The sequence below is a fragment of the Paractinoplanes polyasparticus genome (genome assembly GCF_019710575.1).
GTDB classification, from domain to species: Bacteria; Actinomycetota; Actinomycetes; order Mycobacteriales; family Micromonosporaceae; genus Actinoplanes; species Actinoplanes polyasparticus.
This window is the reverse complement of sequence record NZ_JAHWFK010000004.1, coordinates 204,891-220,841: the sequence shown is the minus strand read 5'-3', so window position 1 is coordinate 220,841 and position 15,951 is coordinate 204,891. Positions and strand designations below refer to the sequence as shown.

17 protein-coding genes are annotated in these 15,951 nt (G+C 67.8%); 13 read left to right on the top strand and 4 right to left on the bottom strand.

The window, feature by feature from the left end; all coding sequences use genetic code 11:
- Complete coding sequence (locus tag KXC43_RS06980; RefSeq protein WP_221375109.1) at positions 1-975, bottom strand: LacI family DNA-binding transcriptional regulator; 975 nt, start codon at positions 973-975, stop codon at positions 1-3.
- A gap of 118 nt (positions 976-1,093) precedes the next feature.
- On the opposite strand from KXC43_RS06980, the gene KXC43_RS06975 reads away from it, so the two are divergent.
- From KXC43_RS06975 to KXC43_RS06965, 3 genes are read left to right on the top strand one after another with little or no spacing between them, the layout of a single operon-like run.
- Positions 1,094-2,683: an FAD-dependent oxidoreductase gene (locus tag KXC43_RS06975; RefSeq protein WP_221375108.1), complete on the top strand. Its 1,590-nt coding sequence runs from the start codon at positions 1,094-1,096 to the stop codon at positions 2,681-2,683.
- Positions 2,684-2,740: 57 nt separating this feature from the next.
- Positions 2,741-3,436 (top strand): hypothetical protein, encoded by a 696-nt coding sequence (locus tag KXC43_RS06970; RefSeq protein WP_221375107.1) that lies wholly within the window; start codon positions 2,741-2,743, stop codon positions 3,434-3,436.
- The gene (locus KXC43_RS06965; RefSeq protein ID WP_221375106.1) at positions 3,433-3,753 is read left to right on the top strand and encodes a transcriptional regulator; all 321 of its coding nucleotides are present in this window, start codon (positions 3,433-3,435) and stop codon (positions 3,751-3,753) included. The genes KXC43_RS06970 and KXC43_RS06965 overlap by 4 nt, the downstream gene beginning before the upstream one ends.
- 58 nt (positions 3,754-3,811) lie before the next feature.
- On the opposite strand, the gene KXC43_RS06960 is transcribed toward KXC43_RS06965, so the two are convergent.
- Positions 3,812-5,032: a hypothetical protein gene (locus KXC43_RS06960; RefSeq protein WP_221375105.1), complete on the bottom strand. Its 1,221-nt coding sequence runs from the start codon at positions 5,030-5,032 to the stop codon at positions 3,812-3,814.
- Between the two features lie 468 nt (positions 5,033-5,500).
- On the opposite strand from KXC43_RS06960, the gene KXC43_RS06955 reads away from it, so the two are divergent.
- Positions 5,501-6,373: a DUF2637 domain-containing protein gene (locus KXC43_RS06955; protein WP_221375104.1), complete on the top strand. Its 873-nt coding sequence runs from the start codon at positions 5,501-5,503 to the stop codon at positions 6,371-6,373.
- Positions 6,374-6,482: 109 nt separating this feature from the next.
- Here the strand turns inward: KXC43_RS06955 and KXC43_RS06950 are convergent, their stop codons facing one another.
- Both KXC43_RS06950 and KXC43_RS06945 read right to left on the bottom strand, forming a co-directional pair.
- Positions 6,483-6,689, bottom strand: coding sequence for a DUF397 domain-containing protein (locus KXC43_RS06950; protein WP_438870856.1), 207 nt, complete (start codon positions 6,687-6,689; stop codon positions 6,483-6,485).
- Positions 6,679-7,569 carry a helix-turn-helix domain-containing protein gene (locus KXC43_RS06945; protein ID WP_221375103.1) on the bottom strand — a complete coding sequence of 297 codons (891 nt, stop codon included), beginning with the start codon at positions 7,567-7,569 and terminating at the stop codon, positions 6,679-6,681. Before KXC43_RS06945 ends, KXC43_RS06950 begins: the two co-directional genes overlap by 11 nt.
- A 308-nt stretch (positions 7,570-7,877) precedes the next feature.
- Here KXC43_RS06945 and KXC43_RS06940 point away from each other — a divergent pair, with 308 nt between their 5' ends.
- The 9 genes from KXC43_RS06940 (at position 7,878) to KXC43_RS06900 (ending at position 15,905) form a co-directional block, all read left to right on the top strand.
- On the top strand, positions 7,878-8,177 hold the full coding sequence (locus tag KXC43_RS06940; protein WP_221375102.1) for a hypothetical protein: 300 nt from the start codon (positions 7,878-7,880) through the stop codon (positions 8,175-8,177).
- A 697-nt stretch (positions 8,178-8,874) separates the two neighbouring features.
- Complete coding sequence (locus KXC43_RS06935; protein ID WP_221375101.1) at positions 8,875-9,096, top strand: hypothetical protein; 222 nt, start codon at positions 8,875-8,877, stop codon at positions 9,094-9,096.
- Positions 9,080-9,628, top strand: a complete 549-nt coding sequence (locus KXC43_RS06930) for a DUF6879 family protein (RefSeq protein WP_255643630.1) — start codon at positions 9,080-9,082, stop codon at positions 9,626-9,628. The genes KXC43_RS06935 and KXC43_RS06930 overlap by 17 nt, the downstream gene beginning before the upstream one ends.
- Positions 9,625-10,485, top strand: a complete 861-nt coding sequence (locus tag KXC43_RS06925) for a helix-turn-helix domain-containing protein (protein WP_221375100.1) — start codon at positions 9,625-9,627, stop codon at positions 10,483-10,485. The genes KXC43_RS06930 and KXC43_RS06925 overlap by 4 nt, the downstream gene beginning before the upstream one ends.
- A gap of 467 nt (positions 10,486-10,952) precedes the next feature.
- Complete coding sequence (locus KXC43_RS06920) at positions 10,953-11,810, top strand: GPP34 family phosphoprotein (RefSeq protein ID WP_221375099.1); 858 nt, start codon at positions 10,953-10,955, stop codon at positions 11,808-11,810.
- Between the two features lie 122 nt (positions 11,811-11,932).
- Complete coding sequence (locus KXC43_RS06915) at positions 11,933-13,423, top strand: APC family permease (RefSeq protein WP_308128989.1); 1,491 nt, start codon at positions 11,933-11,935, stop codon at positions 13,421-13,423.
- Positions 13,424-13,441: 18 nt separating this feature from the next.
- Positions 13,442-14,092 (top strand): GNAT family N-acetyltransferase, encoded by a 651-nt coding sequence (locus KXC43_RS06910; RefSeq protein WP_221375098.1) that lies wholly within the window; start codon positions 13,442-13,444, stop codon positions 14,090-14,092.
- Positions 14,093-14,325: 233 nt separating this feature from the next.
- Positions 14,326-15,090 (top strand): hypothetical protein, encoded by a 765-nt coding sequence (locus KXC43_RS06905; protein WP_221375097.1) that lies wholly within the window; start codon positions 14,326-14,328, stop codon positions 15,088-15,090.
- Positions 15,087-15,905: an SAM-dependent methyltransferase gene (locus tag KXC43_RS06900; protein ID WP_221375096.1), complete on the top strand. Its 819-nt coding sequence runs from the start codon at positions 15,087-15,089 to the stop codon at positions 15,903-15,905. The genes KXC43_RS06905 and KXC43_RS06900 overlap by 4 nt, the downstream gene beginning before the upstream one ends.
- Positions 15,906-15,951 lie beyond the last annotated feature (46 nt).

Here is a 15,951-nt window from a genome sequence, read left to right as displayed (position 1 = left end):
TCAGCGGGCGGGACCGGTGGAGCCCCGCACCATGAGTTGGGTCGGTAGTTCGCGCCGGACCTCCTGGTGGCCGTCCAGCAAGCGCAGCAGGAGGTCCACACCGGCCTGGCCGGCCTCCTCCTTCGGTAGAGCAACGGTGGTGAGCGCGGGATGCACCATCTCGGCCAGGGGGATGTCGTCGAAGCCGAGCACGCTGACGTCGCCGGGAACCGCGACACCGCGGGCCGCGAACCGGTGCAGCAGACCGAGGGCGACCAGGTCGTTGTAAGCGATGACAGCGGTCACCTTCGCGGCCAGCACGCGATCGGCGACGGAGACGCCGCCGTGGAACTGGGGAGCCACGTTGCCCATCTCGGCGAGCTCCACCCCGGCCTTCCGGGTGACCGCGCGCAGTGACCGGACCCGCTCGCGGTTGGCCCACGAGCTGCGCGGCCCGGCCACGTACGCGATCTCTTTGTGGCCCAGGGCGACCAGATGATTGACGGCCTGGCGCATGCCGTCGAGGAACTCGGCCGTCACGGACGGAACCCCGGGGATGCGCCGGTAGACCAGCACCGTGGGAACCTCGGCGGAGAGTTTGCGCAGTTCCGGCTCGGCCATCCGGGGCGAGCACAGCACCATGCCGTCGACCTGCTTGGCCAGCTTGCGCACGAGCCCGGCCTCGGCCGCCACGTCCTCGTCGGTGTCGGCCAGGAAGACGGCGTGGTCGGCCTCGTGCGCGCGGGCCTGCACGCCCTTGACGATGCTGGGGAAGAACGGGTTGGCCAGGTCGGGCACGAGCAGGCCCAGGTTGCCGGTGCGCCCGGTGATCAGCCCGCGCGCGGCCCGGTTGGGGTGGTAGCCGAGGCTGGCCGCCACCTCGCGGACCCGCTCCCGGGTGTCCGGCCGGACGACCTCCGGGGTGGACAGCGCCCGGGTCACCGTTGCCGTCGAAACCCCGGCCACGCGTGCGACCTCCTTGATGGTCACTGCCACGTGGCCCAGCTTGAAATCTGTTACCGGCCGATGTCAAGACATCGAGCACGATCAGTGTAAACCTTTTCATGGAGCGACAGGAAAGGCCCGACCCGGCCGAACGCGGCATGCTGTACCCGTGAACGCGTACCCGGTCTTCACCGATCAGCAGCTGGCCGTCCTCCGCACCTACGGGTCTCCGCGCGAGGTAGCGGTGGGCGATGTCGTCTATTCGCCCGCTGACGAGCACAACCCGCTGGTGGTGGTGCTGACCGGCGAGATCGAGGTGCGCGACGAGGCGCGGGGGCACGACGTCGAGTTCGCGCGGTTCGGGCCGGGGACCTTCGTCGGCGAGCTCAACCTGCTGACCGGGCAGCGGCCGTACGTGACCGCGCGTGTCACGGTTGCGGGCCGCGTCGTCCCGATCGGCGCCGAGCGGTTGCGCACGCTCCTCGAGCGTGAGACCGAGCTGGCCGACCTGCTGGTGAACGCGATGATCGCGCGGCGCAAACTGCGGCTGGCCGACAGCGCGGAGTCCGGCACCATCGAGATCGTCGGACGGCCCGTGTCGGAAGGGACGCTCGCCCTGCGCACGTTCCTCAACCGCAACTCCGTGCCGTACCGGTTCATCGACTTCGAGGCGGCCGGGGAGTCGCCGACCGCCGAGAGCGACGACCTGCCGGTGGCGGTGACGCCCGACCGCTTGCTGCGCCGGGCCACGCCGGGGATGCTGGCCGAGGCGCTGGGGCTGACCCTGGCCCCCGGCGACGACCGGCCCTACGACGTGGCCGTGGTCGGCGCCGGGCCGGCCGGGCTGGCCGCGGCCGTCTACGGCGCCTCGGAGGGGCTGCGGGTGGTGGTGTTCGACGCGACCGCGCCCGGCGGGCAGGCCGGCACGAGCTCGCGCATCGAGAACTATCTGGGCTTCCCGGGCGGCATCTCGGGCGCCGAGCTGACCACCCGGGCGACGTTCCAGGCCCAGCGGTTCGGCGCCCGGCTGGTCAGCCCGTGCCGCGTCGCCGCGCTGGAGCGGACGGCCGGGGGCTTCCTGGTGGCGCTGACCGACGGGGTGCGGACCTTCGCCCGTACGGTCGTGGTGGCCGCCGGAGCCGAGTACCGCCGGTTGCCCTTGGCCGGGTGGGACCGGCTGCAGGGCGCGGGCATCTACTTCGCGGCGACCGAACTGGAGGCGCAGCTCTGTGCGGACGCCGAGGCGATCGTGCTCGGCGGCGGCAACTCGGCCGGGCAGGCCGCCGTCTATCTGGCCCGCCGCTGCCGCCGCGTCACCATCGTGATCCGGCGCGAGTCGCTGGCCGAGTCGATGTCGCAGTACCTGATCGACCGCATCGAGGGTCACGACCGCATCGAGGTGGCCGGTCACACGGTCATCAACGCCGTGCGCGGCGACGACCACCTGGAAGCGGTGGAGCTGCGCGACACCCGCACGAACGCCAGCCGCGACGTCGACGCCCGGGCGCTGTTCTGCTTCATCGGCGCCCGCCCCGCCACCGCCTGGTTGCCTGCGCAGGTGCAGCGCGACCAGGACGGCTTCGTGTGCACCGACGTCGACGTGGAGGCGGAGCGCAGACGCCTGCCGTACGAGACCTCCCTGGACGGCGTCTTCGCAGCCGGCGACATCCGGCAGGGCTCGATGAAGCGCGTGGCGGCCGCGGTGGGGGAGGGATCGTCGGTGATCCGCTCGGTGCACCAGTTCCTGGAGCCCCGCTGACGTCGCCCTTTGTGCCGGGCACTGGCGCCAATTGGTTTGCTGTGGAAACCTATTGGCATGACCGCTAACTCGATACCCGCCGCCGACGATCCGCGTCGGCTGCTGTCGGATCTGCGCGCGCTGGCTCACCGGGTGCGGCTCCACCAACGGATGACCTGGGTCGCGCTGCTGGTGCTGTCCGCGGCGACGTTCGCCGCGATCCCGGTCGACTGGTTCGGCATGGAAGTGAACTGCCAGCCCGACGGTGGCTGCCAGTTCGCGCGCAACGGCATGCTCTGGTACTGGATTCCGGCCACGCCACTGGCGTATGCGGCCATCGCCTTCTTCTACCTGCGGGCCGCCCGGGCACGGGGGCTGGGTGGCCGCCGGGTGCTGCCGTATGCGATCACCGGCGCCGTGACGACCATCGTGTTCCCGGCCGCGTGGCTGGCCGTGACCACGTACTTCGAAAGCCACCCGATCCCCGACCAGCCGCTTCCGTACTGGTGGTTCGTGCTCGACCGGCTGGTCATGCCGTGGGGCATGATCGGGGTGACGCTGCTGGTGCTGGCCTGGCTGGAACGCAACGTCGCGCTGCTGCTGTTCACGCTCGGCTACCTCGCCCTGGTTCTGCTGGTGCTGCCGATGAACTTCGGCTTCGGTCCGCCGCACTTCGGCATCCGGGCCGGGATGGCAGTCCCCCAGATCATCGTCGGCGTGGTGTTGCTGGTGGCCGCGCTCGGCTTCCGCCGCGCGGCACGGCGGCACCGGTGACCGACGCCGCGCACCCGGTCACCGGCCTGGACGAGGTGGTGCACCAGCGGGTGCGTCTCGGCATCCTGACCGTCACCCACGAGGCCCGCCGGGTCGAGTTCGGCTATCTGCGCACCCAGCTCGAGTTGACCGCCGGCAACCTCTCCAAGCACTTGAGTGTGCTCGAGGAGGCCGGGCTGATCGAGGTCGAGAAGGGCTACGAGGGCCGTCGCGGCCGCACCTGGATCACCCTCACCGACAGCGGCGCCGCCGCGCTGAACGAGGAGATCGGCCGGCTCAAGCAGCTCATCGCCCGGGTTGAGACTTCGGGCTCCTAGACACCGTCGACATCGCCACCGGCCCGTCCGAGCCGGTGGCGATGTCGTCGTGGCCGGTCTAGCGGCAGGTCCACTTGAGCGGGCGGTTGGCCACCGGCTCGGTGTCGGTCGTATCGGTCGTGTAGCCGGCCGCTGTCCGGCCGTCAGCGCTGAAGGCCGTCATCTGGTACTCCTTCATTCTCTTGTACGCCGGCAGCTTCACCACCTTCGGGCCGGCCAGGATGACCGGCCCGGAGGTGGTGCCGAGCACCCAGCCGTTCTCGGCGCCCAAGGCGGTGGACAGCTGGGTCGCGAGTTTCTCGTACTTTCCGGTGGCGATCACGTAGCGGTACGACACGAACCGGCGGGTGGAACCGTCGGCGGAGTCGTCCACCGCGCTGCCGAACAGCCGGCCGTTACTGATCGAGTCGGCCCAGAAGTAGTCGGCCTGGCCGGGCTTGGGCAGCAGGCGCCCGGTGCCGTCGGGGAGCCAGAGGTAGGCGGTTCCCTCGCCGGTCTTGCGGCTGATCGAGCCGAGCACCGTGCCGTCGTCGGCGATGTCGACGGCGGCGCCGCCGGTGAAGCCGGAGGGGAGCGGCAGCCTCGTCGGCGTCGCCCGGGACGACTTCCACATGACCGGCACACCGGACAGGTAGAGGTCGCCCAGCGCTCCGGCGATGACGCCCCGGTCGTTGATCGCGGCAGCGGAGGCCCCTCCGCCGCGCAGTTGCCGCACGGTGTCACCCTCCAGCACGTACGCCCGCTGGTCGTCCCCCTCGAAGCTGTAGCCGACCGCGACGCCCGACGAGTTGATGTCGCGGAACGACGGGTCGTCGCCCGGCATCTTCGGAACCGGCAACAAGGCGCCGTCCCGCCACACCACCGTGTGGACCTTCCCCGTCCCCGGATAGGCCCTCCCGGCCTGGTAGCGCCCGGTCGGGTCACCGGCGGTGACCAGGGCCTTCTTGATCCCGCCCGTGGGCAGCAGGGACACCTTGCAGTCCTTCGGCACGGGCGGCGGGGCGGGTGCCTTCGAGGTGGTCGTCACCGGATTGACCGGCGGTGCCGGAGCGTCGCCGCGCTGGGCCGTCGCGGCCACGGTGCCGGCGCCCGCCGCGGCCGCGGTCACCGCGGCCAAGGCCACCCCGCCCGACCACGTGCGGACCCGGCGCCGCCGTCGCCCCTCGGCCATGGTGCGGGGCACGTCGACGGTCGACGGCAGCGGCGGTTCCGCGGGCATGGTGCGCAGGATCCGCACCGCGCGGTCGTCCTCGGTCATGTCGTTCTTCTCCTCCGTCATCGCCTGTCCTGAACGGTGACGGCGTCGGGCAGCTCGTCGAAGACCAGGCGGAGCCGGTCGAGCGCGTTCGCGGCCTGGCTCTTCACGGTAGTCAATGAACGTAAAAAGCCAATCAGGCTTTGATTCTCTGGCAACTAGCGGAAACCGTTGCGGCACAACGCATCCCGGCTGGTGTGACCTCATCCGGTGCACCGCCGACCCGGCCAGCCAAGCCAACGGCTACGCCCCCGGTGCCGGGGGCGAACACCAGTCCGCCCCGATCCCGCTCAACCTCACCGCGTCCATGATGCCGACCTGGGATGGGACGGCTCGGCTGTCCGAAGCGTGCGCCCCGTGGCCTTGTGCGGTCTTCCTGCGTGTGCAGGTCGGAGAGGTGGAGTTGTCCATGTCTGGCGACAACGCCGCGCGGGTGCTCGATGCCCTGTCGGCACTACTCGCGTCGGCGGCTACTCCCGGGCAAGTGACCCGGTGAAGACCCGGACCGACAAGACTCTGATGGTTCTCACCGCGTTGTTCGTAGGCGCTCTGGCCATCGTCGCGGGCGCCATCAGCTTTTCGCACATGAGGGAGTTGGCGCTTGACCATGGCCAACTCGGGTGGAAGTCGCTGGCGTTCCCGATCAGTGTGGACGGGCTGGAGATCGTGGCCAGTCTCTACCTGGTGGCGCAGCGTCGCGCCGGGCGCCCCACCGGCTGGATTCCGTGGGTGACGCTCCTCGTCGGCACGGGTGCCAGCCTCGCCGCGAACGTCGCGGTGGGCGGCGCCGACCCCATCGGCAAGGCGTTGGCCGGGTGGCCGGCGCTGTCCATGCTCGTGTCGGTCAAGTTGTTGTTCTCCATGTTCGATCATGAAGGAGTTGATCAGCGGACGACCGTCCGGGACGATCAGCGGACGTCCCCGACCGTCCCGGACGTCCCCGGGACCGTCCAGCAGGCGGGACGGGACGACCTAGCACCGTCCGGAACCGTCCCCGCCGGGCGGACGAGCGAGCCCGCTCCGTCCGCGCCCGGCACGGCAGAGCGGACGAGCGAGCCCGCACCGGGGCGGCCGGGCGACACTGGCACCGACAACCACGCGGCGGCACCGCTGGACATTCGCCCCGTGTCACACCTGATCTCGGCAGCGCGGGCGGCTCGGGTAACGCTGGCTAGCGACGGCCGGTCGCTTTCGCGTGACAACCTCGCGGACGCCATGCGTGACGACGGGCACGGCATATCTAACGCACGCGCCTCGCTCCTGCTCAAGGTCCTGAAGGCAGAACAAGACGTGATCCCGATCGGTCCGTCATCCGGGCGACCGCGCGCGGAGGGCATGGACCCGTTGTCGGAGGTGGTGGCTTGACCGTGCCCAGCAACCTCCGAACAACAGAAGGGGCGCCCCACGCGTTGTGGAGGCGCCCCGTTCGACCCGCCGAGCCGGTTGGACGGAAGGCGCGACAGCAAGACGGAATCTACCGGTCGAACTCTCCGTCCTTGGTTCCGCCGACGAACGCGTCCCACTCGGCCGGGGTGAAGGTCAGGACGGGTCCGGTGCCGTTGTCCTTGGTGTCGCGGACGGCGACGATGTTAGGGAGGTTGGTTGCAACTTCCACGCAGTTGCCAGAGCCGTTGGAGCGGGTGGACTTCTTCCACTCCGCACCGGTCAGGTCAGGCTTCACGATCGGTCAGCTCCTTCAATCGGTGAGACATCAATTCGATGGATTGCTCTGGTGCCAGGACTTGCTTGTCCAAGGCTGCCCAGACTTGCTCGTACACGTCGATCTCTGAGGGCTTGTCCAGGTAGATGGCACCTGTCAGGTCCTCGCTGTATACCGTGGCCGGCGGGGTGTTGCCGTTCTCGGCCACGAAATCCATCAGGGTCCACGCGCCCGTGGACGATGAGCGATGAGGGTTCGCGCTGAGTGGCAGCACACGGATTGTCACACCGGGCAGCTCTGTTGCTTTCAGCAGGTGCCAGACCTGCTGGCGCATCACCCCGTCGGCGGGAGGTTCGCTCAGCAACACCGCCTCGGAGATGATCACCTCCATCTCGGGGGGCGCGGGGAAGGAGCGGGTCAGCAGTTGCTGGCGTTCCTGACGCAGCCTTATCCGGGCCGCAACCTCAGCCTCTTCGAGGTGTGGCAGGTCAGTGTGGATCACTACGCCCATGTATCCGCTGTGCTGAAGTAGTCCCGGGACCAGTTGCGGCGCGTATTCACGGATGCGTCTGGCTGTCTGCTCCAGGGATACAAACAGCTCGAACCAGCGCGGGATCACGTCGCCGTAGGAGTGCCACCAGCCGCGCGACTTACTTTCCTTGGCCAGACCGATCAGCACATCGCGCATGCGAGTGTCGAGGCCGTAGAAGTCGCACAGCACTTCAACCGTTGATGGTCGAGTCGATACCTCGCCGCGCTCGACGCGTCTGACTGTCTGGACCGACACTCCGACCCTGTCGGCAGCTCCCTGCATGGTGATGCCGGCCCGCTTGCGCGCCGATTCTAGAGCGATCCCGAGCGAGCGTCGGGGAACCGTAGATCCGCTGGTCTCCTCCGTCACGACGAGGCGTCCCCTTTCCAGTCTGGTATTCGGGAACCTACCAGTTTGGAAGGTTCCATCTGTCGGTCTGGCACGTCAAGCGGATTTTGGCCAGATCTACTAGATCAATCCGCGCGAAGTCAGTGTGAGCCGTTGCAATCTGATACCTACCAGAGTGAGCATCAGTACCCACACGATACAAGCGGCCACGAAAAGTGACGAGGGGTGACGGATGCTCGTTATAGCTGCTGTCGCCGGGCTGGTGATCGGACTCCTATTAGGGCTGGTGCTGGTCAGCGACAAGGGGAAATGGTGCCCAAACTGCGGTCGTGAGCGGGACTGCCTGCCATGTCAGGGGGTGGACAGTGGAGCGCCGCGTTCCCGGAGGTCAGCGTGAGATTGCCGGTGCGGTGCTGACCGTCTCGACCATGGGCGGGTTCAGCGTCACTCATCAAAGCAATTACGTGGGCTACCTGCATGCCAGCGTGGGAGACCAGTTCAACGTTTACCGGCGCAAGGTCAACGCAGTGGATGACTGGCTGGGCAAGTACCGACTGGAGGAGGGCGTGAAGGTGATCCTGCGTTCGTGTGGCCTGGCGGTCGAAGAGGCCGGACACGATGCCGCGTGAGTATCCACCCCCTTGGAAGGGTGGATACTCACTGCGACGGTTGGATCGATCTACGGCGGCATGGCGAGATCTTTGTCCCGATATCGACTCCGGGCACTCTTGCTCGCCACCCCCCACGGCCGGATAGACAGCTACTACCTCGGTTCGTAGGCGCGCGAGGTCGCGCAGCAGACGAGGACGCATCCGTCCGCGTACGAGCCGCTCATCGTCGTCTACCCGGGTGCCACTCCGGCGCAGGAGGGTGCCCGCGCCCTAGACGCGCTGGACCCACCGCTTACGGAGCCAGATTCTTCCCGGTGTCGTGGTGGTCCGGAGTGTGTCCGGCGGTGTCAGCGTGTGGACCACGGCCGTTTCGCCGGTTGGCTGCACGCCAGTAGCGGCGCCACGTGGAGCGCGTTTGTGCGATCCGGTACGCATCTTGGCAAATTCGCGTTGGAATCGGCCGCGCGGGCCATCGTCGCGGCATATCACACCAGGAAGGCGAGCTGATCGGAAAATGGGACGATCAACGGCCGAGACGCGCCCGGCACGTCCGAGGCGGGGCCGGCCGCCCTGACGCGGGGTACGGGGCGTTGCTCATCGAGCGGCATCGGCCTTGAGTGCGCTCTGTAATCACCGATTGACGGAAAGCAATCACCGCGACACCATTCCGGTGTCCGAGCAAGTTCATGCAAGGCGCTAGGGGAGGCATGACGCTATGGCACTAGAGTTCCTCGGCAAAGACCCGAGCAGCCCCGACGGGGACTCGGCGACGATCTACCGCGACACCGACCGCGATACGTACCTGGTTCAGGGACTGAAGGTCACTGATCGGGAGCGACTGAGCCAACTCAGTCTGCCGGAGTACGAGACGGTGGTGGAGATCCCGCGATACATGACCCAGTTCTTCCCGGAGGTTGCTGATGGCGGTCCTTCCTAGCATTCAGGAGCTGCTGCGGTCATGTGAACATTCGGCGATCCATCTGGAGATGCGGGACGGGTACGACCGGGACGATCCCATGTTCCTCGCATGGCAGCAGGGACGCGGCGACGACCCGAACCGCGACCGCTCGACCTGGTGGCGTCCCTGGCTGGACGTCGTCGCTGAGGTCACGGATCGTGGTGTTCGGATCCAGCGGGCCAGGATCATCAGTGAACCGGTCAGTGAATACATCAGGTTCGAGTACGACGGCACCTTTACCAACGTCGCCGCCGGCGAGGAGATTCGTTGGCTTCCCCGCAGGAAAGCGACGGACATCGCGTTGCCCGGCAACGACTTCTGGGTGTTCGACGAAGAGCACGCACGCATCGGCTACTTCGACGGCGACGGCAAGTCCACCGAACACGAGATGACAGATGACCCCGCCGTCCTGAAGCTGTGCCTGTCGGCCTTCGAGGCGGTCTGGAACCGAGCGATACCGCACGAGCGGTTCCAGCCGAGGATGAAGAGCAGCGCAGTTCCAGGTAGATGAAATCGCAGTCGTCAAGCGCGCAACAGGCGCTCGCCGCGCTGGGTACCCGCCTGCGTGAGGTCCGTATCGACGCGGGCCTCACCGGGCGGGCCTTGGCGAAACGCGCAGGGTGGCACGAGTCGAAGGTCAGCCGGATCGAGTACGGCCGTATCCAACCGTCCCCTGAAGATATTCGCACCTGGTGCCTGTGCACCGGCGTTCCGGAGCACACTGCGGAGTTCGTCGCCTCGTTACGCGCCGTGGAGGGAATGTTCGTCGAGTGGCGGCGTATGGAGTCGACTGGTCTGCGTCGTGCGCAGGCGTCAGTCATTCCGCTGTGGGAGCGGACGCGAAATTTCCACATCTACAACCCGCGTCTCATCCCGGGTCCGATCCAGACTCGCGGCTATATCGCCGCACTCCTGGATGGCCTGCGTCTACGTCGCGGTCTGATCGACGATGTCGAGGCCGCAGTGCAGGTACGTGTGGACAAGCAGCATGTTCTCGGCGAGGGCGACCACCGCTTCGCGATCGTGCTTGAGGAAAGCGTCCTGCGCTTCCCGATCGGCGGAGCCGAGGTGATGGCTGGTCAACTGGGCCATCTTCTCGCGGTGAGTTCATTGCCGTCGGTCTCTCTCGGAATCATTCCCCTTGGCATGGACCGTTCGCGGACGTGGCCGGTCGAGGGGTTTTGGATGTTCGACGAGAAGCAAGTCAACGTGGAGCTGGTCAGCGGCCACCTGACCATCACGCAGCCACACGAGCTCAGGCTCTACAAGAACATTTTCCGCGATCTGTCCGGCCAGGCAGTCTTCGGCCGAGAGGCACGGGCCGCGATCACCTCTGCCATCGACCGGTTGGATCGTGACAGAAGTTGATCGAGCAAGCTTGAGCACACTCGTTGAGAGCCACCTCCGCGCAGCCATAGCTTGACCCGGCAGCGTTCAACGGCGGAAACGCCTTTGGCAGAACGGAGGTTCTGGTCGACATGAGATCGACTCCATCTTGGGCTCTTGTTTCAACGGCTGGATCCGCGACCGACCCGAAGGCCGGCGCCGAGATCGGTGAATCACGTTTGCTGCCAGGGCGGATGCCTGTGTGGGCGATGTGGCGTCCCCCGGCGCTTGCTGATCTCAGATGAAGACTCCTCGCTCCCTGTTCTGACCGGATGAGGCAGTGCGGCCGGGGAGGCAGACGTCCGGTCGTGCATCCAGCCGTGGCGGTACTGAAGCGCAGCAGATGCGGGCTGGGCTTGAGCCTGCTGTCAGCGCCGCGATCGTCCGGGCGCCCCGCCTCGCATCTTGCCTCTCGTTTCTTACTCGCTTGCCTGTAGAAGGGGTTGGTCATGCCGTCAGCGGAGCCGACGAGGCTCACCGATGATTTGTGGCTCACGGCGTACGACAGCGTCAGCGGTAGGCCACGCATCGGTGATTGGCCGTTAGGGGTGGGGCTGGCGGCGGGTTTGATCGCTGAGCTGATCGACGGCCGGTTCGTGGACTTACGTGAGGGGGAGTTGTTCCGCACCGGGGCCACACCGCCGGCTGATCCAGCGTTGGGTCCTGTGCTGGTCAAGATGCGGGCCGAGGAACAGGATCGGGCGGTTCCGGCCTCGTCGGCGATGGCGAGCAGGCATGCGTGGGCGTTGGGGCAGCCGACGGTGACGGGGAAAGGCTCGGTGTGGTCGCCGCGGCAGCAGGACGGCCAGAACGCAGGATGGCTGGACGCGGACGAGTCGGCGGCGTGGCCTGCGAAACTGCGCGAGCAGCAGCGCGGCGAGCAGGATACTCGGCATCGTCGGCGTGGCCATGAGCTGCGGATGTGGCTGTCGTATCTGGCGTACGAGGGTCGTGCGGAGCAGCGGGTCCTTGATCGGCTGACCCGGACCGGTCTGGTTCGCAGGGAGGAACGCCGCCGGTTGCTGGGCGGTAGGTCGGTGCGGTTCGAGCCGTGCGACTCGGTGGCCGCCGGGAATCCGGCGAACAAAGTGTGCATCGCCGTGCAGGGCCGGCGCCGTCTGACCGACCACCAATTGCTGCTCGCGGGCCTGTATCTGGCGACGGGCTTGCACCACCATGCCTTGGCCACCCTGAGCCCGGACGAATGGTCCTGGCTGGCCGATGAATTGAGCCGCCGCCTGGACGACACCTGCCGGGAACTGCTGCGCGCTGCCGACTCCGCTGTCGGCGAGGCCGCCATGCGCTGACCCGGCCCGAAGGAGTCACCCACCCATTTCCGTGGCGGTACAGCCCGCTGCGCTGCTCCGCCTATCCCTGTGTTGGCCGGCCCCCCTTTTTTCATCCCTCGTTTGTGTAGGAGGACTTCGTAGTGCCCGTCACCTCCACCTCTGTTTCCGTGCAGGGCAGCGTGTCGCACGCGCTGGCCCGGAACCGGCTTGGCCCGTTCGCGATCGGTGCGGCGATCGCGTCGTCGGTGGCGCCGCTGACCGTCATCACCCTGGTCGTGCCGCTTGCGCTGGCCGCGACCGGGCTGATCGGTTTCCCGATCGCGATCCTCGCCGTCGCCGCTATTTTGATGATTTACGCGGTCGGCTATCTGGCGATGGCCCGGCACATCCCGAACGCGGGAGCCTTCTACGCGTACGTCGCGCACGGCCTCGGTCGCCCGTTCGGGGTCGGCACGTCGTGGCTCGCGCTGGCCACCTACAACGCCTTCCAGTTGTGTTGTTACGGCGCGTTCAGCGCCGCCATCGGCGCCCCCTTGCTCAGCGACTGGACTGGGCTGCACGTTCACTGGCTCATCCCCGCGTTGCTGGCCTGGGCACTGGTCGCCATCTTGGGCGCGAACGAGATCAAACTGTCTGGTCACATCCTGGTGCTGCTGGTCATCGCCGAGACGATCCTGGTCGTCGTCAACAGCATCGCGATCATGTCGGCCCCGGGGTTCGCGTTCAACATGGCAGCAGTGTCGGTCAGCGACTTGTCCGGGCCGACCCTGGGTGTGCTGATCGTGCTCGGGGCGACCTCGTTCGCCGGGATCGAACAGTCCGTGGTGTACATCGAGGAAAGCAAGAACCCGAAGCGGACCATCCCGGTAGCCACCTACGTCACGATCGCGGTCATCGCCGCGGTGTACGCGCTGGCCTCGTGGGTGCAGATCTCCGCCGCCGGCCCGAACCCGGTCGAGACCGCGACCGCGCAAGGCCCGGAGTTGTTCTTCAACCAGGCCGCCGTCGTGCTCGGCCAAGGCTCCATCACTGTCGGCAAGATCCTGCTCGGCACCGGCACGTTCGCCGCAGGGCTGGCGTTCCACAACGCCATCACCCGCTACACCTTCGCCCTGGGCCGCGAAGGTGTCCTGCCCCGGATGTTCGGCCGGACCACGGCCAGAAACGCCCCCCGCAACGCCTCGTTCGCTCAAACCGCGCTCGCGTTCGTGGTGCTGATCGTGTTTGCGGGGGCCGGCTGGGACCCGCTGATCCAGTTGTTCTACTGGGGGTCCACCACCGGTGGCCTCGGGGTGTTGCTGCTCTACACCCTGACCAGCGTCGCCGTGCTCGCCTTCTTCGCCCGTAACTCCCGGGGCGAGAACCTGTGGCAACGGCTGATCGCCCCGCTGATCGCCTCCGCCGTGCTGCTGGTCGTCTCGGTCCTGTCGCTGGACAACCTGGCCCTGCAATACGGCGTGGATCCCGGCACCGGCCCGGCCCGGATCGTGCCCCTCGCCATCCTGGTCGTCTTCACCGCCGGGACCTGCTGGGGACTGATCCTCAAACACCGCAAGCCGCAGGTCTACCAGGGCATCGGCCGCGGCACCCGCAGCACCACCGCCGCAACCGGCCTGTCCGCCATCCTCTGACCCGAACGGAGCCGCTTCATGGCCAACACCGCACCGACCGGCACGAACACCGGCACGATCCCGGCCCTGCGCGTTGCTGGACTCGACGATATCGACACCGTCGCCGACATCGTCACCGAGGCGTTTGATCACCTGGAGGTGATCCGCTTCTTGGTGCCAGATGCGCACCGACGCCGGGTAGTCGTCCGGGATTGGTATCGGCTCTATATCGCCCACGCCATCGGCGGCGCGGGGCAGGTCGTCATGTCCGACGACAACACGGCCGCCGCGGTCTGGTTCGACCGCACCGGCCAGCCGAGCGAACCAGACGGATACGCCAGACACCTGGCCGAGCTCGCCGGTGACGACCTGCCCCGGTTCCAGCACCTCGACGCACTGATGGACGCCCACCACCCCAGCGACGCGCACTGGCACCTGCTGTTCCTCGCCGTGCACCCCAGCCGGTGGAGCCATGGCTTGGGCAGCCGGTTAATGGACTACACGCACGCCCGGCTCGACGCCGAGGACATCGGCGCCTACCTGGAAGCCACCGGCGAGCAGAACCGGGCGCTGTACCAGCGGCACGGCTACATCGACATGAACCCGCCGACCATCCCGGTTACCGGCGACACCGTCCTCTACCGGATGTGGCGACCCGCCGGCCCACCCGACCCTGACTCCACCCGATAAGCGGGAACGCTGCCCGGGCGTAGCGAGCTCTCACCCGCCTGCCCGGACGGCCCAGCGGCGGGGTCCCGACCGTTGCGACCCCGCACCCGGGCGGTGCACCCAGACCGCTGCCACGCCCGCTGTGGTGCACCGCCCGGCCCCACACGATCACAACATCACGCGCATCCATACGCGGTGCCCACCTACGTAGACGGATCCGCACCCGACATTCCTGCTGGAGACCAGTGAGTTCGATGGCATCTGACCGCAACACCGACTCCAACGCCGACGCGAGGCTGGCCCGACTGACCCGCCTCGATCCCGCCACGGCGACACCCGCGGTCGAGCTGATCGATGCGGCCCTGGGGTTCGTCGGTGAAGACAGCACCTACGGCAAGTTGTGGCTGCCATGGGCGCGCTACGCCTATCGAGCCGCCCGCCAGCTCCACCATGCCGGATACGACCGGGTCGTGGCGGCCACCCGCACCTACGCCGAAACGCTGCGCGGCGAGGGCCATCGGCAGCACGCCATCGGAATCTGGCAGGAACTCCTCGGCCTGCGCGGGCAGCCGGCCGATCCCGCCGACATCGAAGACCGGATCGCCCTGGCAGCTGACCTGCATGCGGTCGGCCGCTGCGGGCAAGCCATCCGCGAGGTCGGTGACGCCCTCACCCGCGCCCGCAACCAGCACAGCCTGCAACTCGACCTGGTGATCAGGTGCACGGTCGTCTACCTGGCGATGCTGACCGCCTGCCGACGTGGCAGCGAGGCGGCCCGCGTGCGCGCTGGGCTGCCCGATGTCTACCAGCCCGGTAGACCGCGGTACCAGCTCCTGGTCACCGACTACCTGCCCGGGCTCGAAGAACATTCCGACGTGTGTGCGGCACGCCTGGATGCGCTGATCGACCACGCCCCCGCCGCCCCGCCCGGGCAACGCCGCACCGTACTGGCCCGCCTGACCACCGACATGAACCCCGGCCACTGCTACGGCAGCCCGTGCGAAGGCGACCTGTCGTGACGCCGTCCGGGTTCGACGTCAACCGGCCCGCACCCGCGCGTCGTTACGACGTGCTGCTCGGCGGCAAGGACAACTTCGCACCAGACCGCTCCTCCGCCGAGCAGATCCGCGAAGAACTGCCCTCCGTTGACCGGGCCGCCCGCGAGCTGCGTGCGTTCCTGCACCGTGCCGTCGATTTCCTGGCCGCCGACTGCGGCGTGCGGCAATTCCTCGACATCGGCTGCGGTATGCCCTACAAGCCCAACGTGCACGAGATAGCCCAAACCGTGCACCCGGACGCCCATGTCGCCTACGTCGACCCCGATCTCCTCGTCACTGTCCACGCCCGCGCCCTCATGTTCAGCGATCCGCTGGGCGCAGTTTCCGTCACCGAGGGCGGCCTCGACGACATCGACGCCGTCCTGAACGCACCCACCGTCCGCGAGCTCATCGACTTCGACCAACCGGTCGCGGTCCTGCTCCTCGCCGTTCTGCACTTCGTCGTCGATGACCAGCACGCCCAACGAGCCCTCGCCCGGATCATCGATGCGCTGCCACCCGGCTCCTACCTCGCCCTATCGCATGTCACCTTCGACCCGCTGACCCCTGAGCACGTCGAACGACTGACCAAGCTCGCCGAACCCGGCGCCGGCCACGGCCCCTTCCGCCCCCGCACCCACGCGCAGATCACCGCGTTGCTCGACGGCCTCGAGCTCCTACCGCCGGGCCTGGTATCGGTTGTGGACTGGTGCCCCGACCGCCAACCCCAGCCGCAGATCACCGAAGAGGAGGCGGTCGCCTACGGCGTCATCGCCCGCAAACCGACCACACCGTGAGCGCCGAAACCACGTGACACCCCACCGATCTACCCTCACAAGGGAG